The sequence below is a fragment of the Streptococcus merionis DSM 19192 genome (genome assembly GCF_000380085.1).
In the GTDB taxonomy this organism is placed as follows: domain Bacteria; phylum Bacillota; class Bacilli; order Lactobacillales; family Streptococcaceae; genus Streptococcus; species Streptococcus merionis.
Genome location: NZ_KB904556.1, coordinates 123,411 through 145,864, shown reverse-complemented (window position 1 = coordinate 145,864; position 22,454 = coordinate 123,411). Strand labels below are relative to the sequence as shown.

The window sequence follows — 22,454 nt, the reverse complement described above, 5'->3', positions numbered from 1 at the left end:
GGGAGGTAAAAATTGTGTTTCCAAAGAATCGCGATACTTTAACAATCTCTATGAACTGTTTGAACCTTGACTTGCAAGCCTGATTTCCAAACCTGGAGCTAATTCAAGCCTCATGTCGCTATCCCTACTCAATAAGAACAGATTAAGGCAATGTTTTGAAGAAGTGGGATTGCTCTAAACGACAAAAATGGACAAAGTCGGATTTCGGTTATTTGAAATCCGACTTTGTCCATTTTATTTTTTTAATATGAAACTCTTTTTATTCCAACAGCTTCAACTTTTAAATACAGGTTCTAGGCTTTAAGCGCTTCGACATCACGCGCAATCACCAATTCTTCATCTGTTGGAACAACGAGAACCTTAACTTTAGCAGCATCTGTTGAGATAACACCGCTGTTGCCAAAGACATTTTTAGCTGGATCAATATCCATACCGAACCAAGATAGCTCGCTGACGATTTTCTCACGCAACAAAGTATCATTCTCGCCAATACCTGCTGTGAAGACCAAAGCATCTGCACCATTTAGAACAGCCATGTACTGACCGATAAATTTCTTGAGGCGATCTGCAAACATATCAAAGGCTAGCTGAGCTTTCTCATCCCCCTCTGCCATTGCAGCTTCAAGGTCGCGCATATCGTTGGTCAAGCCAGATACACCTAAGATACCAGACTCTTTGTTCAAGACATTAACAACATCCGCAGCATTTTCCAATTCTGGTACATTTTCCACAAGGTAAGGGATGATAGCTGGGTCAATATCCCCTGTTCGAGTTCCCATCATCGGTCCAGCCAGTGGCGTGAAGCCCATGGATGTATCCACAGATTTACCGCCATTGATAGCGGTCAAGGAAACACCATTACCGATATGAGCGGTGATTAATTTGAGCTCCTCAAGTGGCTTGCCAAGCATTTCGGCAGCTTGTTGGGACACATAATAGTGACTCGTTCCGTGTGCACCGTACTTGCGCACTTGGTAATCCGTATAGTATTTGTCCGCCATTGGGTAACGGTAAGCTACCTCAGGCATCGTTGTATGAAAGGCAGTGTCAAACACAGCAACACTGGTGATATCTGGCAAGATTTCTTTAAAGGCACGAATACCTGCTGCATTAGCAGGATTGTGAAGGGGAGCTAAGCTAGAGAGTTCTTCAATCTGACGCAAAGCCTCATCATCAATAAGAACAGATGATTTGAAGATCTCACCACCAGCAACCACACGGTGACCAACACCAGTGATTTCTGCAAAATCAGAAATGATTGCAAAGCGTTTTAAATCTTCTAGCAAAAGCTTTACAGCAACAATATGATCCTTGATTGGCAAGGTTTGTGACTCTGAGCGACCATCAAATTTAACAGTAGAAACAGCGTCATCCAATCCAATACGTTCTACAATCCCCTTAGCAAGTACAGTTTCTTCAGGCATTTGGTAAAGCTGCCATTTTAAACTTGACGAGCCAGCGTTAATTGCAATTGTTTTTGACATAGATGTTTATTCCCCTTTTAATCCAAAGCGTTTCCACCATTATATCAGATTTTAGACTATTTTGCATTCTCAGACGCCCATTTTTTAAAACTCTGGCTAAAATGCCGTAAAATCTCCGGATCTTGTAAGCTTTTCAGAGGATAGACAAAGGCTTCTTGCTTCTCTTCATCCTGCTTTTGGAAAACAAAGATGGATTTAGCCAACTCTTTTTTTCCAAAAAGTGTCTCTGGTAAACTCACCATAGCGATTAGCTGGGCTTCAGCTTTAAGCCAATGTTTTAAAAGAGAGCTCTGGGCGCTGGTTAAAAGATTATTGGGTGCAAGGAAAATGGCATAGCCACCAGATTTGAGATACTTAATGGATTGAGCCATCAACAGATGATGGGCATAGGTGTGACCTTCCTTGGCAGCCAAGCTAAAACGACTAGCAATGCGATCATCTGGATAATAGCCTACAGGCAAATCTGAGAAAATCACATCCGACGGCTTGAGCAACTGAGGTCGCACTGCATCTCCTTGGACAAAGTGAAGATCTGCACCCATGACCTCAGCCATACTGGCAGAAAGGTCAATCAAAAGATCATCCAGCTCAATTCCTAGGTAATCCAGCTTTTTCTGGCTATTGTTCAAAAGGGTATTCGCTAGATTTCCCGTTCCTGAGCCGATTTCTAAGATTTCGAGCTGTTCCTCACTCAGCAAACTATCCATGATAAAAGATAAGATAAAACCAATGCTATCTGGAGTAAACTGATGATTGTACTGCAAAGGTTCGGTCTGGTTAGCTTTGATAAAGAGAAATTGGTAGACACGGCGCCATTCTTCCTTGGATAAAGCCATCTTTTTCAGGTTAGCATTGTTTTTGAGAATGGTTTTGTCCGTACGTTCACTATTGATATAGGCCATATTCTGTTCAATCATGGCATCGTAGATATTAGTTGTCAGCTGGTTTTGGAGCAACTGGATATTTTCTAACATCAGCTCATAAGCTGCTTCGATTTTTTCAAAATTCATAGTCCCATCATACCAAAAATCAAGGCTTTTCGCCATTGATAGGAAAGGTATACGAGAACTCTTGACCACCGCTTAGCCAGACGGTAACATTCAGCTGAGCTTTTTTCATATGATAGTTAGCAATGCCTTTATCAAAAGTAATCTGTCCTTCGGATGCCTTGTTTTTAGACGGCTGTTTATCTACAGTTTCATGATTGGGCGAATTCGTATCATTTCTTGATTCAGTAGGCTGACTGTCTTTTTGATCGGTAGAATTGATAAGCTCTTCGTTTTCTATTTGGCCTTCATTCTCTTGTTCACTTTCTTTTGCAACCTCTTTTGGGTTTTCTGCCATCTTCTCAGTTCTTTCTTTTTCCAAACCCTTAGTCACCTTGTCCCTAGTCCACTGAGCCATCGCGTAGGCTGTCAGAGAATGAGCATTGGCTTGATTCGTCTGAGCGAGAGTCACCTGACGGTTGAGGTAAAATTGTAATAAGAGGCTGAACAGGGTTAACATAAGTAAGGCATAGAGCATGAGACCTGCCTTAACGTTCCTTTTCCATGGCATGGACAAACTCCTTTTCTAGGCCAGATTCAAAAACTAATTTGATGTGAATGAGGCCATCTGACTCAGAAATCGAACTCATTTTCAGGTTCTGTATCATAGGTTGGTAGCCCTGACCAGACCAGTTAGTCTTGCGAAAATCATTCTTTTTAGACTGGGCAAAGGCTAACTCCTGCTCCCCTTTTTTGACATAAAGGCGGTTGTTTTCCACCTTGACCAAACGACTCTGATCCAATTCCTGCCTCAATTGTTCTGAAAAGACCAGCCAATCCTTAGTTGGATTGGTGGCCTGATAGACAACGTCTTGCGCAAGATGGCGGCTTAGCCCCTCAAAAACTAGAAGGCTGCTAGAAATCACCAGCAAGGCCAGCAAGCATTCTAATAACGTAAATGCTTTGAGCCTAGTTTTCAGTAATGCTAACAATTGTCTCTCCCTTCTGACTAATGACTAAGCCGTGCTCCGCTTTTGAAACGCTGATTTCTTGACTGTTAAGACTGAGCTGACTGGCTCCCGTTTGCAGAGCCATTTTAGCGACCTGATAAGCTTCTTCCTGTTGCAAATAAGCTTCCTGTCGCTTGCGGCTTGCTGAAATTTCAGTCAATACTAGACCTACTAGCATGGCAAAGAGAGCTGTTGCTATTAAGGACTCTAGGAGGATGTATCCTCTAATCACTTGTTTTTTGATATTTACCACTCCCTAAATACAATTGATAATGAACTGTTGATGATGGTGTTTGAAAGCTCAATTTTTGCAAAGAGTTATTGCCACCATGAGTTTCAAAAACGATGGATTGGTTTGGTCCAATAATATCTTCTGGCAAGTTAATCACTTGATAACCATTAGTCACCTGATTAGTCGTGAGTTGCAGCGTCAGCTTTTGACCTTGAGCTTGACTGAGCTGCTGAGTTTCTCGGTAGAGATGCTCAAATTCTAGAAAAAACAGTTGTTGACGGATTTGAGAAAAGACCGGTCTAACCTGAGAGGATAGAACAAGGAGCATGCTCGAAGTTATGACTAACACCAAGAGGCTCTCAAGGAGCGTGAAACCACCAACTCTGCTCTGGATTCCTCTACTGACCAACGTGTTTGTTATAGGTTTCCAGTTGCTCATTCGTGATATACCCTTCATTTGCCAAAGTCTCTGCACTTGGCTCTCCAGCGGTAGGATTGGCCACTGCATAGAGCTCTTTCTGGCTTTCAACAACCTTGACAACAGCCTGATTTCCTGTCTTAGTCACGCTATCTTTCTGCTTGGTCAAATTAGGTACAAACAGTAAGAGCAAAACACTGATGATTAGAAGGACAATTAACATCTCCACAAGTGTGAAACCTTTTACAGTAGCTTTCAATAGTTTTTCTTTTAATTTTTTCATTATATAGGAACCTCCATATTATTATAAATCGGTAAGAGCATGGCTGCGTAAATGAGCACAATAATCAAAGCAACAAAAATAAAGATAAGCGGCTGAATCAGCTGCATAAGTTGATTGACCTTGGTAAAGAAACGATCCCAGCAATCCTGAGCATAGATGTCCAATTCTTGACCTAACTTAGACTTGGCTTCACCGTATTCAATCATGAGAGACAACTCCTTTTCAAAGAAAGAATAGTCCTTGACCTTATCGTGAAAAGCCTGACCATTGGATAGGCTCTTGAGCATGTCCTGACCAATTTCCGCAAACAATCGGGACGGCTGCTGGACCATGATATTTAAGATTTGGGTCATCTCAAGTCCCTGACCAATCAAATTTCCCCATTCTCTAGCATAGTAGCCGGTCAGATAGAGGCGGACTAGGCGACCAATTCCAGGGAGTTTCGCTAAAAAGCGCACCACTGGTAGATGAGCAGTCTGTTTTAGCCAAAGTTTTAATCCAAGAATTGCGACTAACAGTAAAACAAAACTGCCTAAAAAGATTGTCGGAAAGTGACCAATCAACACCGTCGCAAGGTTGCCATCGGACAATTGGGGTAAAAGGTAATTTTTCAACCCTAGCATCAGTAACACTAAAAATCCTAGGAGGATTACTGGATAAGTGGCCACCTCAATCAGTTTTTTTCGAACCACCAGAACCTGACTCAGATACGCCTCTATTTTCTCCAAACATAGAGAAAGATTGCCATGAAGTTCGGCCAAACTGAGTTGGGTCACCACTTGATCTGAAAAGCCCAGCCTTTGCATAATGGCCGAGAAAGGTTGACCAGCTACAAGACCTTCTTGCATAACATCTGTATACGGATCGCTCAGCAATTGACTTCGCTTTAGAAAATCAATAATCTCTGTCAGATTAAAACCTGAGCTGAAAAGATTGTTAAAAAGCGCAATGACTTTCTTCTGCCTAAGCAGTTTTAATTTTTTCGCTTTGCCATTGGCGCTCAGAGAGATGTCCTGCTGCAAAAAGCTGATCAATTTGCTGGTTCCACTTGGTCGGTTGATACTTCTCAAAGTTTTGATTTGCAAAATCTACCACACCTCCTCCTGCTAATAAGCGCTGATAATAAATGCCCTGAAGGCTGTTTTTGAGCTCTTCGGGGCTGACGCCCAATTCGATCAAGCGGTCATAAACCCCACTGATTGATTTGGCGTGAATGGTAGAAAAGACGGTTGCACCTGTCAAACTGGCTCTCATGACTGCACGCGCGGTCTGACTGTCTCGAATTTCGCCAATGATGAGCAAATCTGGCCTGTGACGCAGGGATAATTTTATCAATTCATCGTAGGTCGAGCCGATCGTTTCGTTGAGCTGAAGCTGCAACATATCTTCTTGTTTGATTTCCACAGGATCTTCAATCGTAATGACTTGCTGTCCTTGAAAACGTTGACGGGCTAGATGGTACATGAGAGAGGTTTTGCCACTCCCAACTGGACCCGAAAAAAGGTATAGCCCTCTGCCTTTCACATCATCAGCTAATTTGCGGACACTTTCAAACCAGAAGGATAAGTCTGAATCCAAATCATAAATAAGGCGAATGACCATACTTTCGTGCCCCTTGTAATCTCCTACCGTTGATAGGCGCAAAGAAATCGTCCCCTCTCCATAATCGTAATTACAGGAACCCAGCTGACTGCGACGCTTCTCTCCAACATTCATCCCTGAGACAAACTTAAAATGCCCTACAATCGCCTGCATTTCATCATAGGGAAATTCTCCTTCAAACCGTCGCTCATCATTTTTCCGCAAATAGAGCTCAAAGTGTGTATCCTTCGGTAAAAAATAAAGATCGCTAATCCGCTCTTTGACAGCGTCTGCAATTAGTTGCCTTGCACGTTCTTGTACCATAATATTTCCTTTCCAAGCATTTTAATTTCTACAGAGTTCATATGTCTCTACCTATTTATTCGCAAAAAAAAATAAAAAAGCTGATAAAATATCAACTTTTTCCAATTTATTGTTAGAGCTCCTAAGCTTTCTTTCGTAAACGGCAAGAAGAGCGCTTAGCGGATTGCTCAAGATGAACCTTAGAAAGAGGAATCACAGTCTCTGATTCAGACAAGATAAAAAGGGAATGAAATTGTTGGAGACTTTCTCCACACTCTTCACACCAGCGCTGCTCCTTCGGATTCCAAAAAGCCACCATTTGATCGCTCTTTTCTTCCTTTTGGGGAAATTGCTTCGCTAGCTTAGCCCACTGAGACTGATAAAACTGGACAGCCTCAGGATACGAGTCGAAGGACTCACAAGCAACAATATTTTCTTCCCAACCATCTAAGAACCACCAAGGCTCAACATCACCGAATAGTTTAATCACTTGATACATATCTCATACTTCCTTTGTATAGTATTATAGCTGAAAATCCGAAAAATGAAAAAGAATTTGTTTGCAGAGCTACAAACCTTTTTATTTGACTGAAGCAAGAATGGTACACTTTTGACTCAAAAAGGCCTATCCGATTACGTTTAGCTTTCCTAATCTCACTTCATTTTAGTCTGAAACGAATAATAGCTAAGCTAATGTTCTCCTTATATTTTTAAACACTCGTATTCTCAGCAAACAATTAAAAAAACGCATGAATCTAACGTTTACGCAACGATGTTTCCATGCAGTTTGACTGTTTTTAGAGCTTGTCCTGCTCTTTCCAATAGCCTTACTTGATATCTTCGGCCGCAACATCTTCACCGAACCATTTATCCGAAATGGTTTGAAAAGTTCCATCGGCATAAAGATCCTTGAAAGCTTTGTTAATGTTTTTGACTAGAGTTACATCCGCCTTACGTGCACCGACCGCAAACGCCTCGCTGGTGTAATCTGGCAGCATGATATTGTAATCATCAAGGATACCTTCTTGCTCCAGATAATAGTTGGCATAGACGCGGTCAATCAAGAGCCCGTCGATACGCCCATTTTTCAAATCAATCAGAGCTTCATTAAAGGTGGCATACTGCGTCGCATCGTTTCCTGAAACTATATCTTTCAAAACACGCGCTTCATCATTGAATATCTGATAACCTGATGAACCAGCCTGAGCACCTAGAACCTTGCCTGCCATAGCTGCGACACTATCAATCCCAGAAGATTTTTTAGTGATTAACACTTGATTATTCGCCATATAGTGATCTGTAAAGGTTACAATCTCTCTACGGGCATCTGTCGCTGTATAGCCATTCCAGATCAAGTCAATGTTGCCATTATTCAGCTCTGTTTCTTTCAAGTCCCAATCAATCGGCTGCCAGTTGATGTCAATGCCATACTTCTCAAAGACAGCTGTCGCAAGCTCAATGTCAAAGCCGACAGTCTTACCAGTGCTATCTTCAAATCCCATAGGCACAAAAGTATTGTCAAAGCCGATAGTGATTTTGCCAACCTTTTCAATCTCAAGCCAAGAATCTGTCTCTCTTCTAGCCTGCTGACTGCCACAAGCAACCAGACTCAAGCTAGCTATCATTACAAAAATTTGCTTCATCCACTTTGTTAAGTTCATCATCTATCTCCTTTTGATTAATAATCCCTATCACTCAAATGACTGTCATTATTAAAAATGACTAAAATCGGAAACTCCAAATCATCAATGCTTAGGGTCAATCTTGATGATCTGATCCGCAATGTTTTCAGCGAAAGCCATGTCGTGAGTGACAACGATTTGCGTGATCCCTGAGGCTTTATTTTCTAAAATTAATCTTTCCACTTCAAGGCGCAATTCAGGATCCAAGGCTGAAGTCGGTTCATCAAATCCGATCATCTGCGGAGAAATCATCATGGCGCGTGCTAATGCCACCCGCTGTTTCTGGCCACCAGAAAGTGAAAAAGGATAAGCTCTGGCATGCTGAGAAAGTCCCAATGTCTGTAAAAGAGTCTGTGCTTTTTCCTCAGCTTCAGCCTTTGGTAGCTTCATGACCTTAATCGGTGATATGGTCAAGTTTTCCATGACGGATAAATGCGGAAAGAGCTGAAAATCCTGAAAAACAAATCCTAATAAGTTTTGCTCTTCTAAATGTTCTATCGGAAGCTGCTCGCCATTATAAATCAACTCACCCGAATCAAAGGATTCCAAACCTGCCAGCATTCTAAGCAAGGTTGTCTTTCCACCACCAGATTGACCGACAATAGCCACAATAGCACCTTCTGGAATCGTCAAACTATAATTATCAAAAATCTGCTTATCTCCAAAGCGTTTAGAAATATGACGTAATTCTAGCATAGCGGCCTCCTATCTGTAATAATCAAAGCGCTTCTCAACATGCTTAGACACCAAAGTCACCACACCAATCATCAAAAGGTAAATGAGCCCTGCGATAAACATAGGGGCAAGACTAGCATCACGGTTAGCTGCTGTACGGCTCGCTAGGAGCAAATCTCCCACCCCAAGAGCATAAACCAGAGAAGTATCCTTGACCAAGGTAATGATCTCATTGAAAATGCTTGGCAGAACAATCTTAACCACCTGAGGAAGAATAATGTAGCGTACCGTTTGAAACGGTGTCATCTTCAAGACTTTGGCTGCTTCGTATTGACCATTTGGAATTGCTTCAATCCCTCCACGAAAAATTTCGGAAAAATAGGCTGCATAATTGAGGGTAAAAGCGACGATGACTGCTGGCAATCGATCGAAAGTCACTCCTACACTAGGCAGGACATAGTAAATAAATATCAGCTGTAAAAGGAGGGGTGTTCCTCGCATAACAAGGACATATACAGTAATCAACCACTGCAGGGGTTTGAATTTGAGCTGCTGCAAAAAAGCCACAACGATACCAAGTGGAATCGATAACACCAAGACCAAAACAAAGATTTGCAGGGTCACACCTGCACCCTTTAAGAGATTGGGTAATACTTGTAACACATATTCCATAAAGAGCCTCCTCGCGATATTTTCCCATTATACCATGTTTGGCATAATTATACTAGATTATTTTGCAAATATTTCGACGATTGGATCGAGGGCATACAGATTCTTGATCATAACCGCTAGAACTGGCTGAAATAGCCAGAATGGCTGTCCCAGTTCTTTCTACACCTATTCATTTCATGGAAAATTCTAGATTCACTCTACTTTTGAGAAAAATTGTCCTGATTGTCTGTCGTTTTACAATCCAAGTTAACAATAGCGTGCGCTTATTCAGCTTATTCTCCTAAAAACTGTTAGTGTACTTGACTTGAAGCACATAAAAAATTGTATAGACAAGAAAATAGAAAAGGAGTCAGACAGATAGCCATGATGGCTTCCCCTCACTCCAAAAACTTGTAATCATTGAAGATCGCGTATAAGAAATCGTGATTTTATGAGGTTAACTTCATCGTTTCGTCTTCCCCCCCCCCGAATTTTGTCAACTATTAAACCATAATTTTTAAAGTATTTTAGCTATTTTGAGACTCTTAACGCCAGTTAGATACCACAATCACGCTACTCATTTATACCTAAAAAACCAACGATTTCTCGCTGGTTTTTTAAAATTTCTGATTGAAATGAATTTATTCTGGGCTAACGATTTCTTCGGTCAACTCTTCGGCTTCGATGAGTTCAACTTCGTTAACAGCTTGTGGTTCAATATTGCGGTAGCGAGCCATACCTGTACCTGCTGGGATAATCTTACCGATGATGACATTTTCTTTGAGACCAAGAAGATGGTCACGTTTTCCACGAATGGCTGCATCTGTCAGAACACGGGTTGTTTCCTGGAAGGACGCAGCAGAAAGGAATGAATTTGTTTCAAGGGAAGCCTTTGTAATTCCCATAAGAACTGGACGAGCTGTCGCTGGAATACCACCTGAAATAACAACTTCACGGTTGGCATCTGTAAAGTCAGTGATATCCATAAGTGTTCCCATAAGGAGGTCTGTATCACCTGGATCCATGATACGCACCTTGCGAAGCATTTGCCGAACCATTACTTCAATGTGCTTGTCACCAATCTCTACACCCTGACTACGGTAAACTTTTTGAACCTCAGAGAGGAGATAGGTTTCCACAGAAAGGACATCTCGGACTTCAAGCAAATGTTTTGGCTGGATGGAACCTTCTGTCAAGGCTTGACCACGGTTGACAGAATCGCCAACTTCAACGCGCATACGTGCTGTATAAGGAACAACATACTCACCTTCACCTGTTTGACCAGAGACGAAGACTTTCTTAGTACGAGTTGACGCATCTTCTTCAATAGCGGTAACAGTCCCCTTGACCTCTGTGATGACCGCTTCCCCTTTAGGGTTACGAGCTTCAAAGATTTCTTGGACACGAGGAAGACCTTGCGTAATATCTGTGTTAGAGGCTACACCACCCGTATGGAAGGTACGCATTGTCAACTGTGTTCCTGGTTCACCGATAGATTGCGCAGCAACTGTACCGACTGCTTCGCCCACTTCGACCGCATCACCTGTTGCCAAGTTGATACCGTAACAGTGACGGCAGACACCATGACGTGTGTTACATGTAAAGACAGAGCGGATTGTGACTTGTTCAACACCAGCCTGGACAATCTGACGGGCCAAATCTTCTGTGATGAGCTTGTCAGCTGCAACAATCACCTCACCTGTCTCAGGATGACGAACCGTTTTCTTAGTGTAACGGCCTTGAAGACGCTCTTCTAGCGGCTCAATCATTTCCTTACCATCTGTGATTGAGGTGATATCCAAACCACGGTCTGTACCACAGTCATCCTCACGGATAATCACGTCTTGCGCCACGTCAACCAAACGACGAGTCAGATAACCTGAGTCGGCAGTTTTGAGGGCCGTATCGGTCATCCCCTTACGGGCACCGTGTGTGGAGAAGAACATCTCAAGGACTGAAAGACCTTCACGGAAGTTAGAGAGGATTGGCAACTCCATGATACGACCGTTCGGAGCTGACATCAATCCACGCATCCCCGCAAGCTGAGAGAAGTTAGAGATATTACCACGGGCTCCAGAGTCCATCATCATAACGATTGGGTTCTTCGGATCTTGTTTTTCAATCAAGCGTTTTTCAAGAATTTCCTTGGTCTCACGCCAGGTTGCTGTGACCGCATTGTAGCGCTCCTCATCGTTGATAAGACCACGACGGAATTGCTTGGTAATCATATCTACCTTGTCATGCGCCTCAGCAATCACGCTTTCCTTGTCTTCGATAACAGGAATATCAGCGATACCTACGGTCAGACCAGCTAAGGTTGAATGGTAGTAGCCTAAGTCTTTCAAACGGTCAAGCAAGGCTGAGGTTTCAGTCGTGCGGAAACGTTTGAAGATTTCAGCGATGATGTTACCAAGATTCTTTTTCTTGAACGGTTGATTGATGTCAAGTTTAGCAATTTCAGCCTTAATATCCTGACCTGGTGTCAAAAAATATTTGGCTGGAACGCCATCTGTCAAATTAGCGTTATTTGGCTCTTGCAAGTATGGTAATTCAGCAGGCATGATGGCATTGAAGAGAATTTTCCCAACAGTAGTCATCAGGATCTTGCCTTTTTGATCATCAAGCCAAGGTTTATCGAGGCTGTCTGTTGCGATACCAACACGGCTATGCAAGTGCACATACCCATTGCGGTAAGCCATAACGGCTTCATTGGCATCTTTAAAGACCATGCCCTCACCTTCGCGACCAGCATCTTCCATCGTCAAGTAGTAGTTTCCTAAGACCATATCTTGAGACGGGGTTACAACTGGTTTTCCATCTTTAGGGTTAAGGATATGCTCCGCGGCAAGCATGAGAATACGGGCTTCTGCCTGTGCTTCTTCTGAAAGCGGCACATGGATGGCCATTTGATCCCCGTCAAAGTCGGCATTATAGGCTTCACACACGAGCGGGTGCAAGCGAAGAGCCTTACCGTCAATGAGGACTGGCTCAAAAGCTTGGATCCCAAGACGGTGAAGGGTAGGTGCACGGTTAAGAAGCACAGGGTGCTCTTTGATGACTTCTTCCAAGATGTCCCAAATGCGCTCATCACCACGTTCTACCATACGCTTGGCTGCTTTAACGTTTGCAGCATACTCACGGGCAACAATTTCACGCATCACAAAAGGCTTGAAGAGTTCAATTGCCATTTCGCGCGGCACACCACACTGGTACATTTTAAGCGTCGGACCAACAGCGATAACAGAACGCCCTGAGAAGTCAACACGTTTCCCAAGCAAGTTTTGACGGAAGCGCCCCTGCTTACCTTTTAACATGTGACTAAGAGATTTAAGGGGACGACTACCTGGTCCTGTGATCGGACGGCCACGCCGACCATTGTCAATAAGAGCGTCTACCGCTTCCTGTAACATCCGTTTTTCATTTTGAACGATGATACCTGGAGCATTAAGCTCTAAAAGACGAGCCAAACGATTGTTACGGTTGATGACACGACGATAGAGATCGTTAAGGTCAGATGCCGCAAAACGGCCACCATCAAGTTGCACCATCGGACGGAGATCCGGTGGAATCACTGGTAAGATATTAAGGATCATCCATTCTGGCTTATTGCCAGATTTGTAGAAAGCATCCAAAACATCCAAACGGCGAACTGCTTTGATCCGTTTTTGGCCAGAAGCTGTCTTGAGCTCTTCTTTAAGCGCTGCGATTTCTGTAGGTAAATCAACTTGGCGAAGAAGATCTTGAATCGCTTCTGCACCCATTTTGGCTACAAAAGAGCCTGCACCGTACTCACGAAGTCGTTCACGATATTCTCGCTCTGTCATGATAGACTTGTGCTCAAGCGGTGTTTCTTTTGGATCAATCACGACATAAGCCGCAAAATAAATGACTTCTTCCAAGGCACGCGGGCTCATATCAAGCGTCAAGCCCATACGAGATGGAATGCCTTTAAAATACCAGATGTGGGAAATTGGAGCTTTTAACTCGATGTGCCCCATACGCTCACGGCGCACTTTGGCACGGGTCACTTCAACCCCACAGCGGTCACACACAATCCCCTTGTAACGAATCCGTTTGTACTTTCCACAAGCACATTCCCAGTCCTTAGTTGGACCAAAAATCACTTCATCGAAAAGCCCTTCGCGTTCAGGTTTCAATGTGCGGTAGTTGATGGTTTCAGGTTTTTTAACCTCACCATAAGACCATGAACGAACCTTATTTGGCGAAGCTAGGGTGATTTGCATACTTTTAAATCGATTTACGTCAACCACTAGTTATACCTTTCTTTATCTTTCAGATGAGACAAGACCAAAGGTAGGAACAAACCTGCTATCCCTTGGTCCTCTCAATAACTGAGGAGACATCTAACTACTAAAGTTGGTCGTCTCTTCAGTCTTACATTTCATAGACAGAGTCTTACTCCTCGTTAGGAATCCGCAGTTTTATCTTCAGATTCTTCTGCTTCAAAGGCTGCAGCTGCTTCTGCCGCAGCTTTTTGACGCGCCTTTTCAAGATCATCAACGTGGATAATATCGTCATCTTCACCTTCATCCAAGTCACGGAGTTCTACTTCATTGTCATCTTCGTCAAGGACACGCATGTCAAGACCGAGCGACTGCAATTCTTTCACAAGAACGCGGAACGATTCTGGGACACCAGGTTTTGGAATCGGATTGCCTTTTGTGATAGCTTCATAAGCCTTGAGACGACCTGTTACATCATCTGACTTGTAGGTCAAAATTTCTTGCAAGACATTAGATGCTCCGTAGGCTTCAAGAGCCCAAACTTCCATCTCACCGAAACGCTGTCCACCAAACTGAGCTTTACCTCCGAGTGGCTGTTGGGTAACGAGTGAGTAAGGCCCTGTTGAGCGAGCATGAAGCTTGTCATCAACCATGTGGTGCAGCTTAATCATGTACATGACACCAACAGAAACGCGGTTGTCAAATGGCTCACCTGTACGGCCATCATAAAGGACAGTCTTGGCATCTGAGTCCATACCGGCTTCCTTCACCGTTGACCATAAATCTTCTGAACTTGCGCCATCAAAGACTGGTGTTGCGATGTGGATGCCCAAGTTGCGAGCTGCCATACCTAAGTGAAGCTCCATAACTTGACCGATATTCATACGTGATGGTACCCCGAGTGGGTTGAGCATGATATCAACTGGTGTACCGTCTGGTAAGTACGGCATGTCTTCTACAGGAACGATACGCGATACGACACCCTTGTTCCCGTGACGACCGGCCATCTTATCTCCGACCTTGATCTTCCGTTTTTGAGCAATATAGACACGAACCAGCATGTTGACGCCAGATTGAAGTTCGTCTCCGTTAGCGCGGGTAAAGATTTTCACATCTCGAACGACACCGTCAGCACCGTGAGGCACGCGCAACGAAGTATCACGAACTTCGCGTGACTTATCACCAAAGATGGCGTGCAAGAGACGCTCTTCTGCAGAAAGGTCTTTTTCACCTTTAGGTGTCACCTTACCAACAAGAATGTCACCTTCCTTAACCTCTGCACCGATGCGGATAATCCCCATCTCATCCAGCTGACGAAGGGCTTCTTCACCAACGTTTGGAATTTCACGCGTAATTTCTTCAGGGCCTAACTTGGTATCGCGGGTTTCTGATTCGTACTCTTCCAAGTGAACGGAGGTGTAAACATCGTCCTTGACCAAGCGCTCACTCATGATAACCGCATCCTCGAAGTTATACCCTTCCCAAGTCATGTAAGCAACAATAGGGTTTTGACCAAGGGCCATTTCGCCACGTTCCATAGAAGGACCATCCGCAATGAAATCGCCTTTTTCAACCTTATCGCCAACTTTAACAAGTGTGCGTTGATTGTAGGCTGTACCTGAGTTCGACCGACGGAATTTCGTTACGGTGTAAATGTCGAGTGAGCCATCTTCGCGACGCACTTCTACCTTATCGGCATCGGCGTAAGTAACAGTACCTTCATGCTGAGCAATCACCGCTGCACCTGAATCGTGGGCTGCTTGATACTCCATACCAGTACCAACATAAGGCGCTTTCGGATCAATGAGCGGCACAGCCTGACGTTGCATGTTAGCACCCATGAGGGCACGGTTGGAGTCATCGTTTTCCAAGAACGGAATACACGCTGTTGCAACGGCAACTACCTGCTTAGGAGATACGTCCATGAAATCCGCTTGGTCAGCTGGAAATTCTTGGTTGTTCCCTTGATGACGCCCCATAACAATTTCAGTGGCAAATGTGCGGTCTTCCTTAAGTGGTGAGTTAGCCTGAGCTACGATAAACTCATCTTCTTCGTCCGCTGTCAACCAAACAATTTCATCTGTCACTTGACGGGTTTCTGGGTCAATCTTACGATACGGTGTTTGGATAAAGCCGTACTTGTTAAGGTGTCCGTAAGACGACAAGTTATTGATCAGACCAATGTTTGGTCCTTCAGGCGTTTCAATCGGACACATACGACCATAGTGAGTGTAATGCACGTCCCGCACTTCATAACCAGCACGGTCACGGGTCAAACCACCAGGCCCTAAGGCTGACAAACGGCGTTTATGTGAAAGCTCAGAAAGCGGATTGTGCTGATCCATGAACTGTGATAACTGAGAAGAACCAAAGAACTCTTTCACTGCGGCAGTTACTGGACGGATATTAATAATGCTTTGCGGTGTCAAAACTTCATTGTCCTGAGAAGACATGCGCTCTCGCAGATTTCGCTCCATGCGCGTCAAACCGATCCGTACTTGATTAGCTAAAAGCTCTCCAACAGCACGAATACGACGATTCCCCAAGTGATCAATATCATCGACACGGCCCAGACCTTCTGCCAAGTTGAGGAAGTAGTTCATAGAAGCCAAGATGTCAGCTGGTGTAATAGTACGTTTGCGCTCATCTGGATTGGCATTCCCAATGACATGGATAACGCGATCAGGATCCGTTGGCGCCACAATCTTGAAGCGTTGCAATTCAACAGGATCTGTCAAAACAGCAGAATCGTTGGGAATATAGGTGATTTTATTCAGATCACCATCCAAGTGCTCTGCGATCGAGTCAATGACTTGACGCGTCAAGACCGTTCCAGACTCCACCAAAATTTCCCCTGTTTCAGGATCAACCAATGATTCTGCAATCGTCTGGTTCAAAAGACGAGTCTTGAGGCTTAGCTTTTTATTAATCTTGTAACGACCAACCGCAGCCAAGTCGTAACGGCGAGAGTCAAAGAAACGCGCTGTCAACAAGCTACGTGAAGAGTCTGCAGTCTTAGGTTCCCCTGGACGAAGACGCTCATAGATTTCCTTAAGAGCTTCATCTGTGCGTGAGTCAGACAGATTTTTATGCAAGTCTTTTTCGATAGTGTTACGGACAATATCACTATCTCCGAAAATATCAAAGATTTCATCATCACCTGAGAAACCAAGGGCGCGCACAAGGGTTGTAAACGGAATCTTACGGGTACGGTCAATACGGGCATAACCGATGTCTTTGGAATCGCTCTCCAACTCCAACCAAGCACCACGGTTAGGAATTACTGTTGTCCCATAACCAACCTTACCGTTTTTATCAACCTTATCATTGAAGTAAACACCAGGTGAACGCACCAGCTGAGAAACGATAATCCTCTCACCACCATTGATGATGAAAGTTCCCATCTCAGTCATGAGTGGGAAATCACCGAAGAAGACTTCCTGAGTCTTAATTTCACCTGTCTCCTTATTAATCAGACGGAAGGTGACATAGATCGGTGCTGAGTAAGAGGCATCGTGAAGACGCGCTTCTTCTAAGGTATACTTAGGCTCACGCATTTCATACCCCACAAACTCCAGTTCCATGGTGTCTGTGAAGTTCGATACTGGAAGAACATCTTCAAAGACTTCTTTCAGTTCACGCTCCAGAAATTCCTTATATGAATCAGTCTGGATTTCAATCAAGTTTGGTAAATCAAGAACCTCTTTGATTCTTGAAAAGCTACGACGGGTACGGTGTTTGCCGTACTGAACTTCATGTCCTGCCAAGTTGTTAGCTCCTTTTCTAAGATAAGACTGACCAAGCAGTCAGACGCAGTGTGGGATAAAATCGGCATTTCTTAAAAAACCAATCCCCCGACAGTTTTTTCAATCTGCCGAACACCCACTTCTGCAAAGTTACGGTAGTAACACTGGTTGTCCCAGCAGTGGTTGATGACTCCTCATCAACTGCGCCGAGAGAAAGGCTAAGCCTTGTTCCTTCTCCCAAGCGCTACATTTCGTTCCTTGAACGATAACAATAGAGAAAGCTGGATACTTTTGTTCAACTCTCCTATTAAGTTTTAGTCCTTTTTAAACGCTAATTTTTAGAAATTTTAAATTTGTGTAACAAATGCAAAAAATCCTAAAAACAGGCGCAAAAAGAGCAGCTAAATCTCCCCGTTTCAGTTGGATTTAACTGCTGTAAGTCTTATTTGGACAATATTTCAAACAAAACCACGACAAATCTTTCTCACTATTATACATTATCTTGCCTGATTTTGCAAATGATTTGCGCTGATTTTCAAAGACAAACTTAACCCGCTTTTTCCAAGACCAGCATTCACTCAATCATTTGATGAAAGTTAGCTTAGCTCCACAAGTAGGAGGCTCTGATGCAAATAATCGTTTTTCGAACACCAAGGCAATTTTTGAAGAGTGGGGTCAACTCTGACGAGCTGAGGCTTTTTCATTTTCAAGCATATCTCGAAAGTCTCCAAGCCATTGCAAGCTGAGCTTTTTCTTGATTAAAGCATAGTGGGAATGAGACAGAAATCGACTTCATCGTCCCATCCCCAAAAAGTTGACTAAGATTGTAGAATACTGATTTAATAGGAGTCCTTTTAGCTTAGCCTCGAAACAACCGACGGGTAACGGAAAGTAAGGTCAAGCTGTAATCACAGGGTCTAAACGAAGAAGGCTATTCTTCTGCTTCTTCCTCAGCCGAATCAGATGAGGACGACCTACTACTACTAGATTCCTCAGAACTCTCAGTCCTATCATTTCTAGATGAAGAGCTGGTTTCCTCGCTCTCTTTATTGTCCTTCTCCTCTTCGTCATCTTTCTGCTCACTATTTCCCCCGATACTTCCCCAAGCCCTCGCATAGTCTGCATCGGTACCACCAATGGCAAAACGGTAACCTGTAACTGGAGCACCATTTTTAGCCCAATAGCTTGTAGTTGTCTCACCACCAACCGTGAACGTTCTGCCATTTATGGTCACCTGACCTGGCCGTTGCCCTGTCGCTGTCAGGACCTGAGAGGCAATAACGCTAGAATCCAATTCAAAACGCTCGCCGATATTGCCAAATACTCCCGGATCAGCTGCATAGATCGCCGCTACCAAGCGTGCCATGTACTGGGCATTGCGGTTATAACCTGTGTCATCAGGCATAGCCGTATTATCATCATGGCCTGCCCAGCCACTGAGAGTCACTGTCGGCGTTGCCAAGCTGAGCCAAACATCTTTATAATAATCTGTTGACCCTGTTTTCCCAATCCAATCAGCTCCAGCAAGCGTTCCATTTTGACCTCGCAATTGGTTGAGGTAATAAGTTGTCGCTCCAGAAGTAATCGGTCCTCTGAGAAGCTGTTGCATGATGGTTGCTGCTGCTTTAGAGAAAACTTGGACGGGTTCTGATTGGTGTTGGTAGATGACTTCTCCGCTTTCATCGGTAATCTTATCTACCATATGATATTTCTGGTAAACCCCGTCATTAGCTATAGTCTGATAAGCGTTAGCCATCTGCGCAACCGTAACTTCAGCACCAGACCCCAACGGCAAACTTTCAATACCATACTCTGGAATAGAAATATTCATTTTTTCCATGTAGGATTGAACATTAATGCCTGAATCTCTAAGAAGTTTGTAGGTCCAATAAGCGGGGATATTTTGCGATTGATTGAGCGCTTCTTGCAGTGTCTCCATCTTGGTCCCAGCGCTGACACCATGCATAATTTTTTGACCACTAGCATAGGTCGCTGGATAGTTGGATACCATTGAGGCTGACCCCATTAGGCCTTGGTCAATCGCTATGGCATAAGGCAGTATCGGCTTGATATTAGACCCTGGTGAACGATAAGTATTTAGGGCATGATTGACTTGGTTGCTCGCATAGTTGTAGCCCCCCACAAAACCAATAACCGCTCCTGTTTTATTGTTAAGGAGAATATTTCCAACTTCAACGGTAGAAGTACCATCTTGTAGAACACCTGAGTAGGCATTAGCCGCTTGTTGCATGGCTTGATATACCGCAGGATTAATAGTCGTGGAAACCGTGTAACCACCTAAACTCAATTCCCGACTAGCCATTTCCTTATAGGTCTGAACGGTCTCAGCCTGCTGTAACTTTTCTTCAGAAACCTGATCGCGTTGGATCAATAAGTCATAAACAATTGACTCAGCTTCCTCCATAACGGCGTAGTAAAGGTAATCGCCACTATCGCTAACAATCGGTTCTCCTGGAAGAAAGTCTTGGGTGATGTCGTAGGCGGAGTAGATGTCAAACTCTTCTTTTGTGAGAGCCCCTGTGCGATACATATTGTATAACACATCATGAGCTCGTCCCAATCCATAGACAAGGCCTTCTGCCGACTTTAGAGTACCATCAGACGCATAAGGCGAATAGACAATGGGGCTCTGTGGCAAACCTGCGATAAAGGCTGCTTGGGGAATGGAGAGTTCTGCTGCAGACACCCCAAAAATCCCTTGAGCAGCTTCTTCAACACCCGCGATATTTTGCCCATGATGATTGCGCCCAAAAGAGGATACGTTAAGGTAAAGTGTCAAGATCTCGTCTTTAGTCAGATTTCTTTCCAGCTCCAAAGCGTGAATAATCTCTGTTGCCTTACGGGAATAGGTCAATTCATTTCCGACAACCTGCTGCTTGATTAACTGCTGGGTCAAAGTAGATCCGCCACTTGAAGAGCCTAATCCTAAAGAACCAAGCGCTGCCCGAAAGATAGCTTTAGGAACAACACCCTGATGCGATTCAAAATTTTCATCTTCAGTAGCAATCACCGCTTGCTTTAGATAGGATGAAATCTGCTCACTAGGAACTTCCTGACGCAAAAGATCTGACTTGACTTCTGATATCAAACTGCCATCAGCATAAGTCAACTTGGAAACTCCAGTCACCTCACTCACCCGCTTTACAAGAGTAGCTTGGTTCATCTTTTCAACTTCTTCAAAAAGACTGCCAATATAACCAAGCGCCGCACCAGCTCCCAAAGAAACCAGCAAAAGTCCAATAACAAAAACACTATTAAAGGCAACCTTAATACCACCTAAAATTTTGACTAATACTGGCGATACTTTAGCAAGGCCTGACTTTTTCCAGAAGGAGGTCACTCCTGATGTGAAGGATTTTACTTTTTCATTATTCTGTATGTTTTTCAATTTCTCAAAATCAAATTTTGCCATTAAAAACTCCTTATCTGCCTTATTATACCATATTTTTGTAATTCTTCACCAATCGCAAATAATTTGTGATATAATGGAAACATTACTGAATTAAGAGTAATACTCTTCAAAAATCAAATTCAAACGTCGTCAGCGTCGCCTTGGAAGTGGGAAAGAACTTAAGCAATCAAAAAAGAGTTCGTTTTCCCACCTCGCACAGTTGATTAGGCCAGGCCATCTTTAGCGCCTAAAAAGTGACCAAAGATAGCAAGTTAATCTGTTTTTTCTAAACGATCCATCTCAACCAATTTCAGCGTTTTAGAACTTATCACCTGTTTTTCACGTTTTTTAATGATCTTATATCTTAACACATAAAGGAGAATAGCCAATGAACATCTTTGAAGAACTCAAAGCTCGCGGTCTGGTCTTTCAAACGACTGACGAAGAAGCTCTCGAAAAAGCCTTGACAGAAGGGAGCGTGTCTTTTTATTCTGGCTACGATCCAACCGCTGATAGCCTTCATCTCGGACATCTCGTTCCCATCCTTGTCTGCCGACACTTGCAATTGGCCGGCCATAAACCCTTTCCTCTTGTTGGTGGGGCGACAGGGCTCATCGGTGATCCCTCTTTTAAAGATACAGAGCGCAGCCTTCAAACCAAAGAAACCGTTGATGGCTGGGTGAAAAAAATCCAAAGCCAGCTCTCTCGTTTCCTTGATTTTGAAAATGGTGATAACAAGGCTGAAATGACCAACAACTACAACTGGTTTGCCTCTATCAGCTTCATTGACTTCTTGCGTGATGTCGGCAAATACTTTACTGTCAATTACATGATGAGCAAGGAATCTGTCAAAAAACGGATTGAAACAGGGATTTCCTACACCGAGTTTGCCTACCAGATCATGCAAGGTTATGATTTCTACGAACTCAATCGCACCCACAATGTGACCCTTCAAATCGGTGGCTCTGATCAGTGGGGCAACATGACTGCTGGCACTGAACTTCTTCGCCGCAAAGCTGATAAAACCGGCCACGTCATCACTGTACCGCTCATCACGGACTCAACCGGTAAAAAATTTGGAAAGTCTGAAGGAAATGCTATCTGGCTTGATGCCACCAAGACCAGTCCTTATGAAATGTACCAGTTCTGGCTCAACGTCATGGACGAAGATGCTGTACGCTTCTTGAAAATTTTCACTTTCCTAACGCTTGATGAGATCGCTGAGATTGAAAAAGAATTTAACACAGCTCGCCATGAGCGCCTAGCTCAAAAGGTCTTGGCTCGTGAAGTCGTAACCTTGGTTCACGGTGAAGAAGCCTACCAGCAAGCTCTTAATATCACTGAGCAGCTCTTTACCGGCAATATCAAAGGACTTTCTGCTAGCGAACTCAAGCAGGGGTTGAGTAATGTGCCTAACTACACGGTCCAAACCGAAGACGACCTCAACATCGTTGAGCTCTTGGTGACTTCTGGCATTGTTACTTCAAAACGCCAAGCCCGTGAAGATATCCAAAACGGTGCTATTTATATCAACGGTGAGCGTATCCAAGATTTGGATTACAGTCTATCTGACAGCGATAAGATCGATGGTGAACTCACCGTTGTCCGCCGTGGTAAGAAAAAATACTTTGTCCTAAAATTTGACTAACTCTAAATTCTGTTTTAGTGTGTTAAAACCTTGATTTTTTACCACAAACGTATCGCCTTGGATTTCCTTAGGCGGATGTAGAAAGCTTACAAAAGCCAT

Annotated in this window: 17 protein-coding genes; 1 reads left to right on the top strand and 16 read right to left on the bottom strand. The window is 43.7% G+C overall.

Annotation, left to right across the window (positions count from 1 at the left end):
• Positions 1 to 293: 293 nt before the first annotated feature.
• The 16 genes from A3I5_RS0108610 to pbp1b form a co-directional block, all read right to left on the bottom strand.
• Entirely contained in the window at positions 294 to 1,484 is a 1,191-nt protein-coding gene (locus A3I5_RS0108610) for an acetate kinase (protein ID WP_018374194.1), read from the bottom strand.
• Between the two features lie 56 nt (positions 1,485 to 1,540).
• Complete coding sequence (locus tag A3I5_RS0108605; RefSeq protein WP_026217003.1) at positions 1,541 to 2,494, bottom strand: class I SAM-dependent methyltransferase; 954 nt, start codon at positions 2,492 to 2,494, stop codon at positions 1,541 to 1,543.
• Between the two features lie 19 nt (positions 2,495 to 2,513).
• Positions 2,514 to 3,041 carry a competence type IV pilus minor pilin ComGG gene (gene comGG / locus A3I5_RS0108600; RefSeq protein ID WP_018374192.1) on the bottom strand — a complete coding sequence of 176 codons (528 nt, stop codon included), beginning with the start codon at positions 3,039 to 3,041 and terminating at the stop codon, positions 2,514 to 2,516.
• A complete protein-coding gene (comGF, locus tag A3I5_RS0108595; RefSeq protein WP_018374191.1) occupies positions 3,019 to 3,462 on the bottom strand; it encodes a competence type IV pilus minor pilin ComGF in 444 nt (147 codons plus the stop codon). Before comGF ends, comGG begins: the two co-directional genes overlap by 23 nt.
• The gene (gene comGE / locus A3I5_RS0108590; RefSeq protein ID WP_018374190.1) at positions 3,440 to 3,712 is read right to left on the bottom strand and encodes a competence type IV pilus minor pilin ComGE; all 273 of its coding nucleotides are present in this window, start codon (positions 3,710 to 3,712) and stop codon (positions 3,440 to 3,442) included. Before comGE ends, comGF begins: the two co-directional genes overlap by 23 nt.
• Complete coding sequence (comGD, locus tag A3I5_RS0108585) at positions 3,705 to 4,151, bottom strand: competence type IV pilus minor pilin ComGD (protein WP_331711864.1); 447 nt, start codon at positions 4,149 to 4,151, stop codon at positions 3,705 to 3,707. Before comGD ends, comGE begins: the two co-directional genes overlap by 8 nt.
• Positions 4,111 to 4,413, bottom strand: a complete 303-nt coding sequence (comGC, locus tag A3I5_RS0108580; protein WP_018374188.1) for a competence type IV pilus major pilin ComGC — start codon at positions 4,411 to 4,413, stop codon at positions 4,111 to 4,113. Before comGC ends, comGD begins: the two co-directional genes overlap by 41 nt.
• On the bottom strand, positions 4,413 to 5,447 hold the full coding sequence (gene comGB / locus A3I5_RS0108575; protein WP_018374187.1) for a competence type IV pilus assembly protein ComGB: 1,035 nt from the start codon (positions 5,445 to 5,447) through the stop codon (positions 4,413 to 4,415). Before comGB ends, comGC begins: the two co-directional genes overlap by 1 nt.
• The gene (comGA, locus tag A3I5_RS0108570) at positions 5,377 to 6,318 is read right to left on the bottom strand and encodes a competence type IV pilus ATPase ComGA (protein ID WP_018374186.1); all 942 of its coding nucleotides are present in this window, start codon (positions 6,316 to 6,318) and stop codon (positions 5,377 to 5,379) included. The genes comGB and comGA overlap by 71 nt, the downstream gene beginning before the upstream one ends.
• Before the next feature lie 121 nt (positions 6,319 to 6,439).
• A complete protein-coding gene (locus A3I5_RS0108565) occupies positions 6,440 to 6,796 on the bottom strand; it encodes a DUF1033 family protein (protein ID WP_018374185.1) in 357 nt (118 codons plus the stop codon).
• A 328-nt stretch (positions 6,797 to 7,124) separates the two neighbouring features.
• A complete protein-coding gene (locus A3I5_RS0108560) occupies positions 7,125 to 7,958 on the bottom strand; it encodes an amino acid ABC transporter substrate-binding protein (protein WP_018374184.1) in 834 nt (277 codons plus the stop codon).
• Between the two features lie 84 nt (positions 7,959 to 8,042).
• On the bottom strand, positions 8,043 to 8,675 hold the full coding sequence (locus A3I5_RS0108555; RefSeq protein WP_018374183.1) for an amino acid ABC transporter ATP-binding protein: 633 nt from the start codon (positions 8,673 to 8,675) through the stop codon (positions 8,043 to 8,045).
• Between the two features lie 9 nt (positions 8,676 to 8,684).
• Positions 8,685 to 9,326, bottom strand: coding sequence for an amino acid ABC transporter permease (locus tag A3I5_RS0108550; RefSeq protein WP_018374182.1), 642 nt, complete (start codon positions 9,324 to 9,326; stop codon positions 8,685 to 8,687).
• Between the two features lie 620 nt (positions 9,327 to 9,946).
• A complete protein-coding gene (gene rpoC / locus A3I5_RS0108545) occupies positions 9,947 to 13,576 on the bottom strand; it encodes a DNA-directed RNA polymerase subunit beta' (RefSeq protein ID WP_026216999.1) in 3,630 nt (1,209 codons plus the stop codon).
• A gap of 155 nt (positions 13,577 to 13,731) precedes the next feature.
• Positions 13,732 to 17,316 (bottom strand): DNA-directed RNA polymerase subunit beta, encoded by a 3,585-nt coding sequence (rpoB, locus tag A3I5_RS0108540; RefSeq protein WP_018374180.1) that lies wholly within the window; start codon positions 17,314 to 17,316, stop codon positions 13,732 to 13,734.
• 910 nt (positions 17,317 to 18,226) lie between these two features.
• Complete coding sequence (gene pbp1b / locus A3I5_RS0108530) at positions 18,227 to 20,728, bottom strand: penicillin-binding protein PBP1B (protein ID WP_018374178.1); 2,502 nt, start codon at positions 20,726 to 20,728, stop codon at positions 18,227 to 18,229.
• 367 nt (positions 20,729 to 21,095) lie between these two features.
• Here pbp1b and tyrS point away from each other — a divergent pair, with 367 nt between their 5' ends.
• On the top strand, positions 21,096 to 22,355 hold the full coding sequence (gene tyrS, locus A3I5_RS0108520) for a tyrosine--tRNA ligase (RefSeq protein WP_018374176.1): 1,260 nt from the start codon (positions 21,096 to 21,098) through the stop codon (positions 22,353 to 22,355).
• The last annotated feature ends 99 nt before the right edge of the window (positions 22,356 to 22,454 follow it).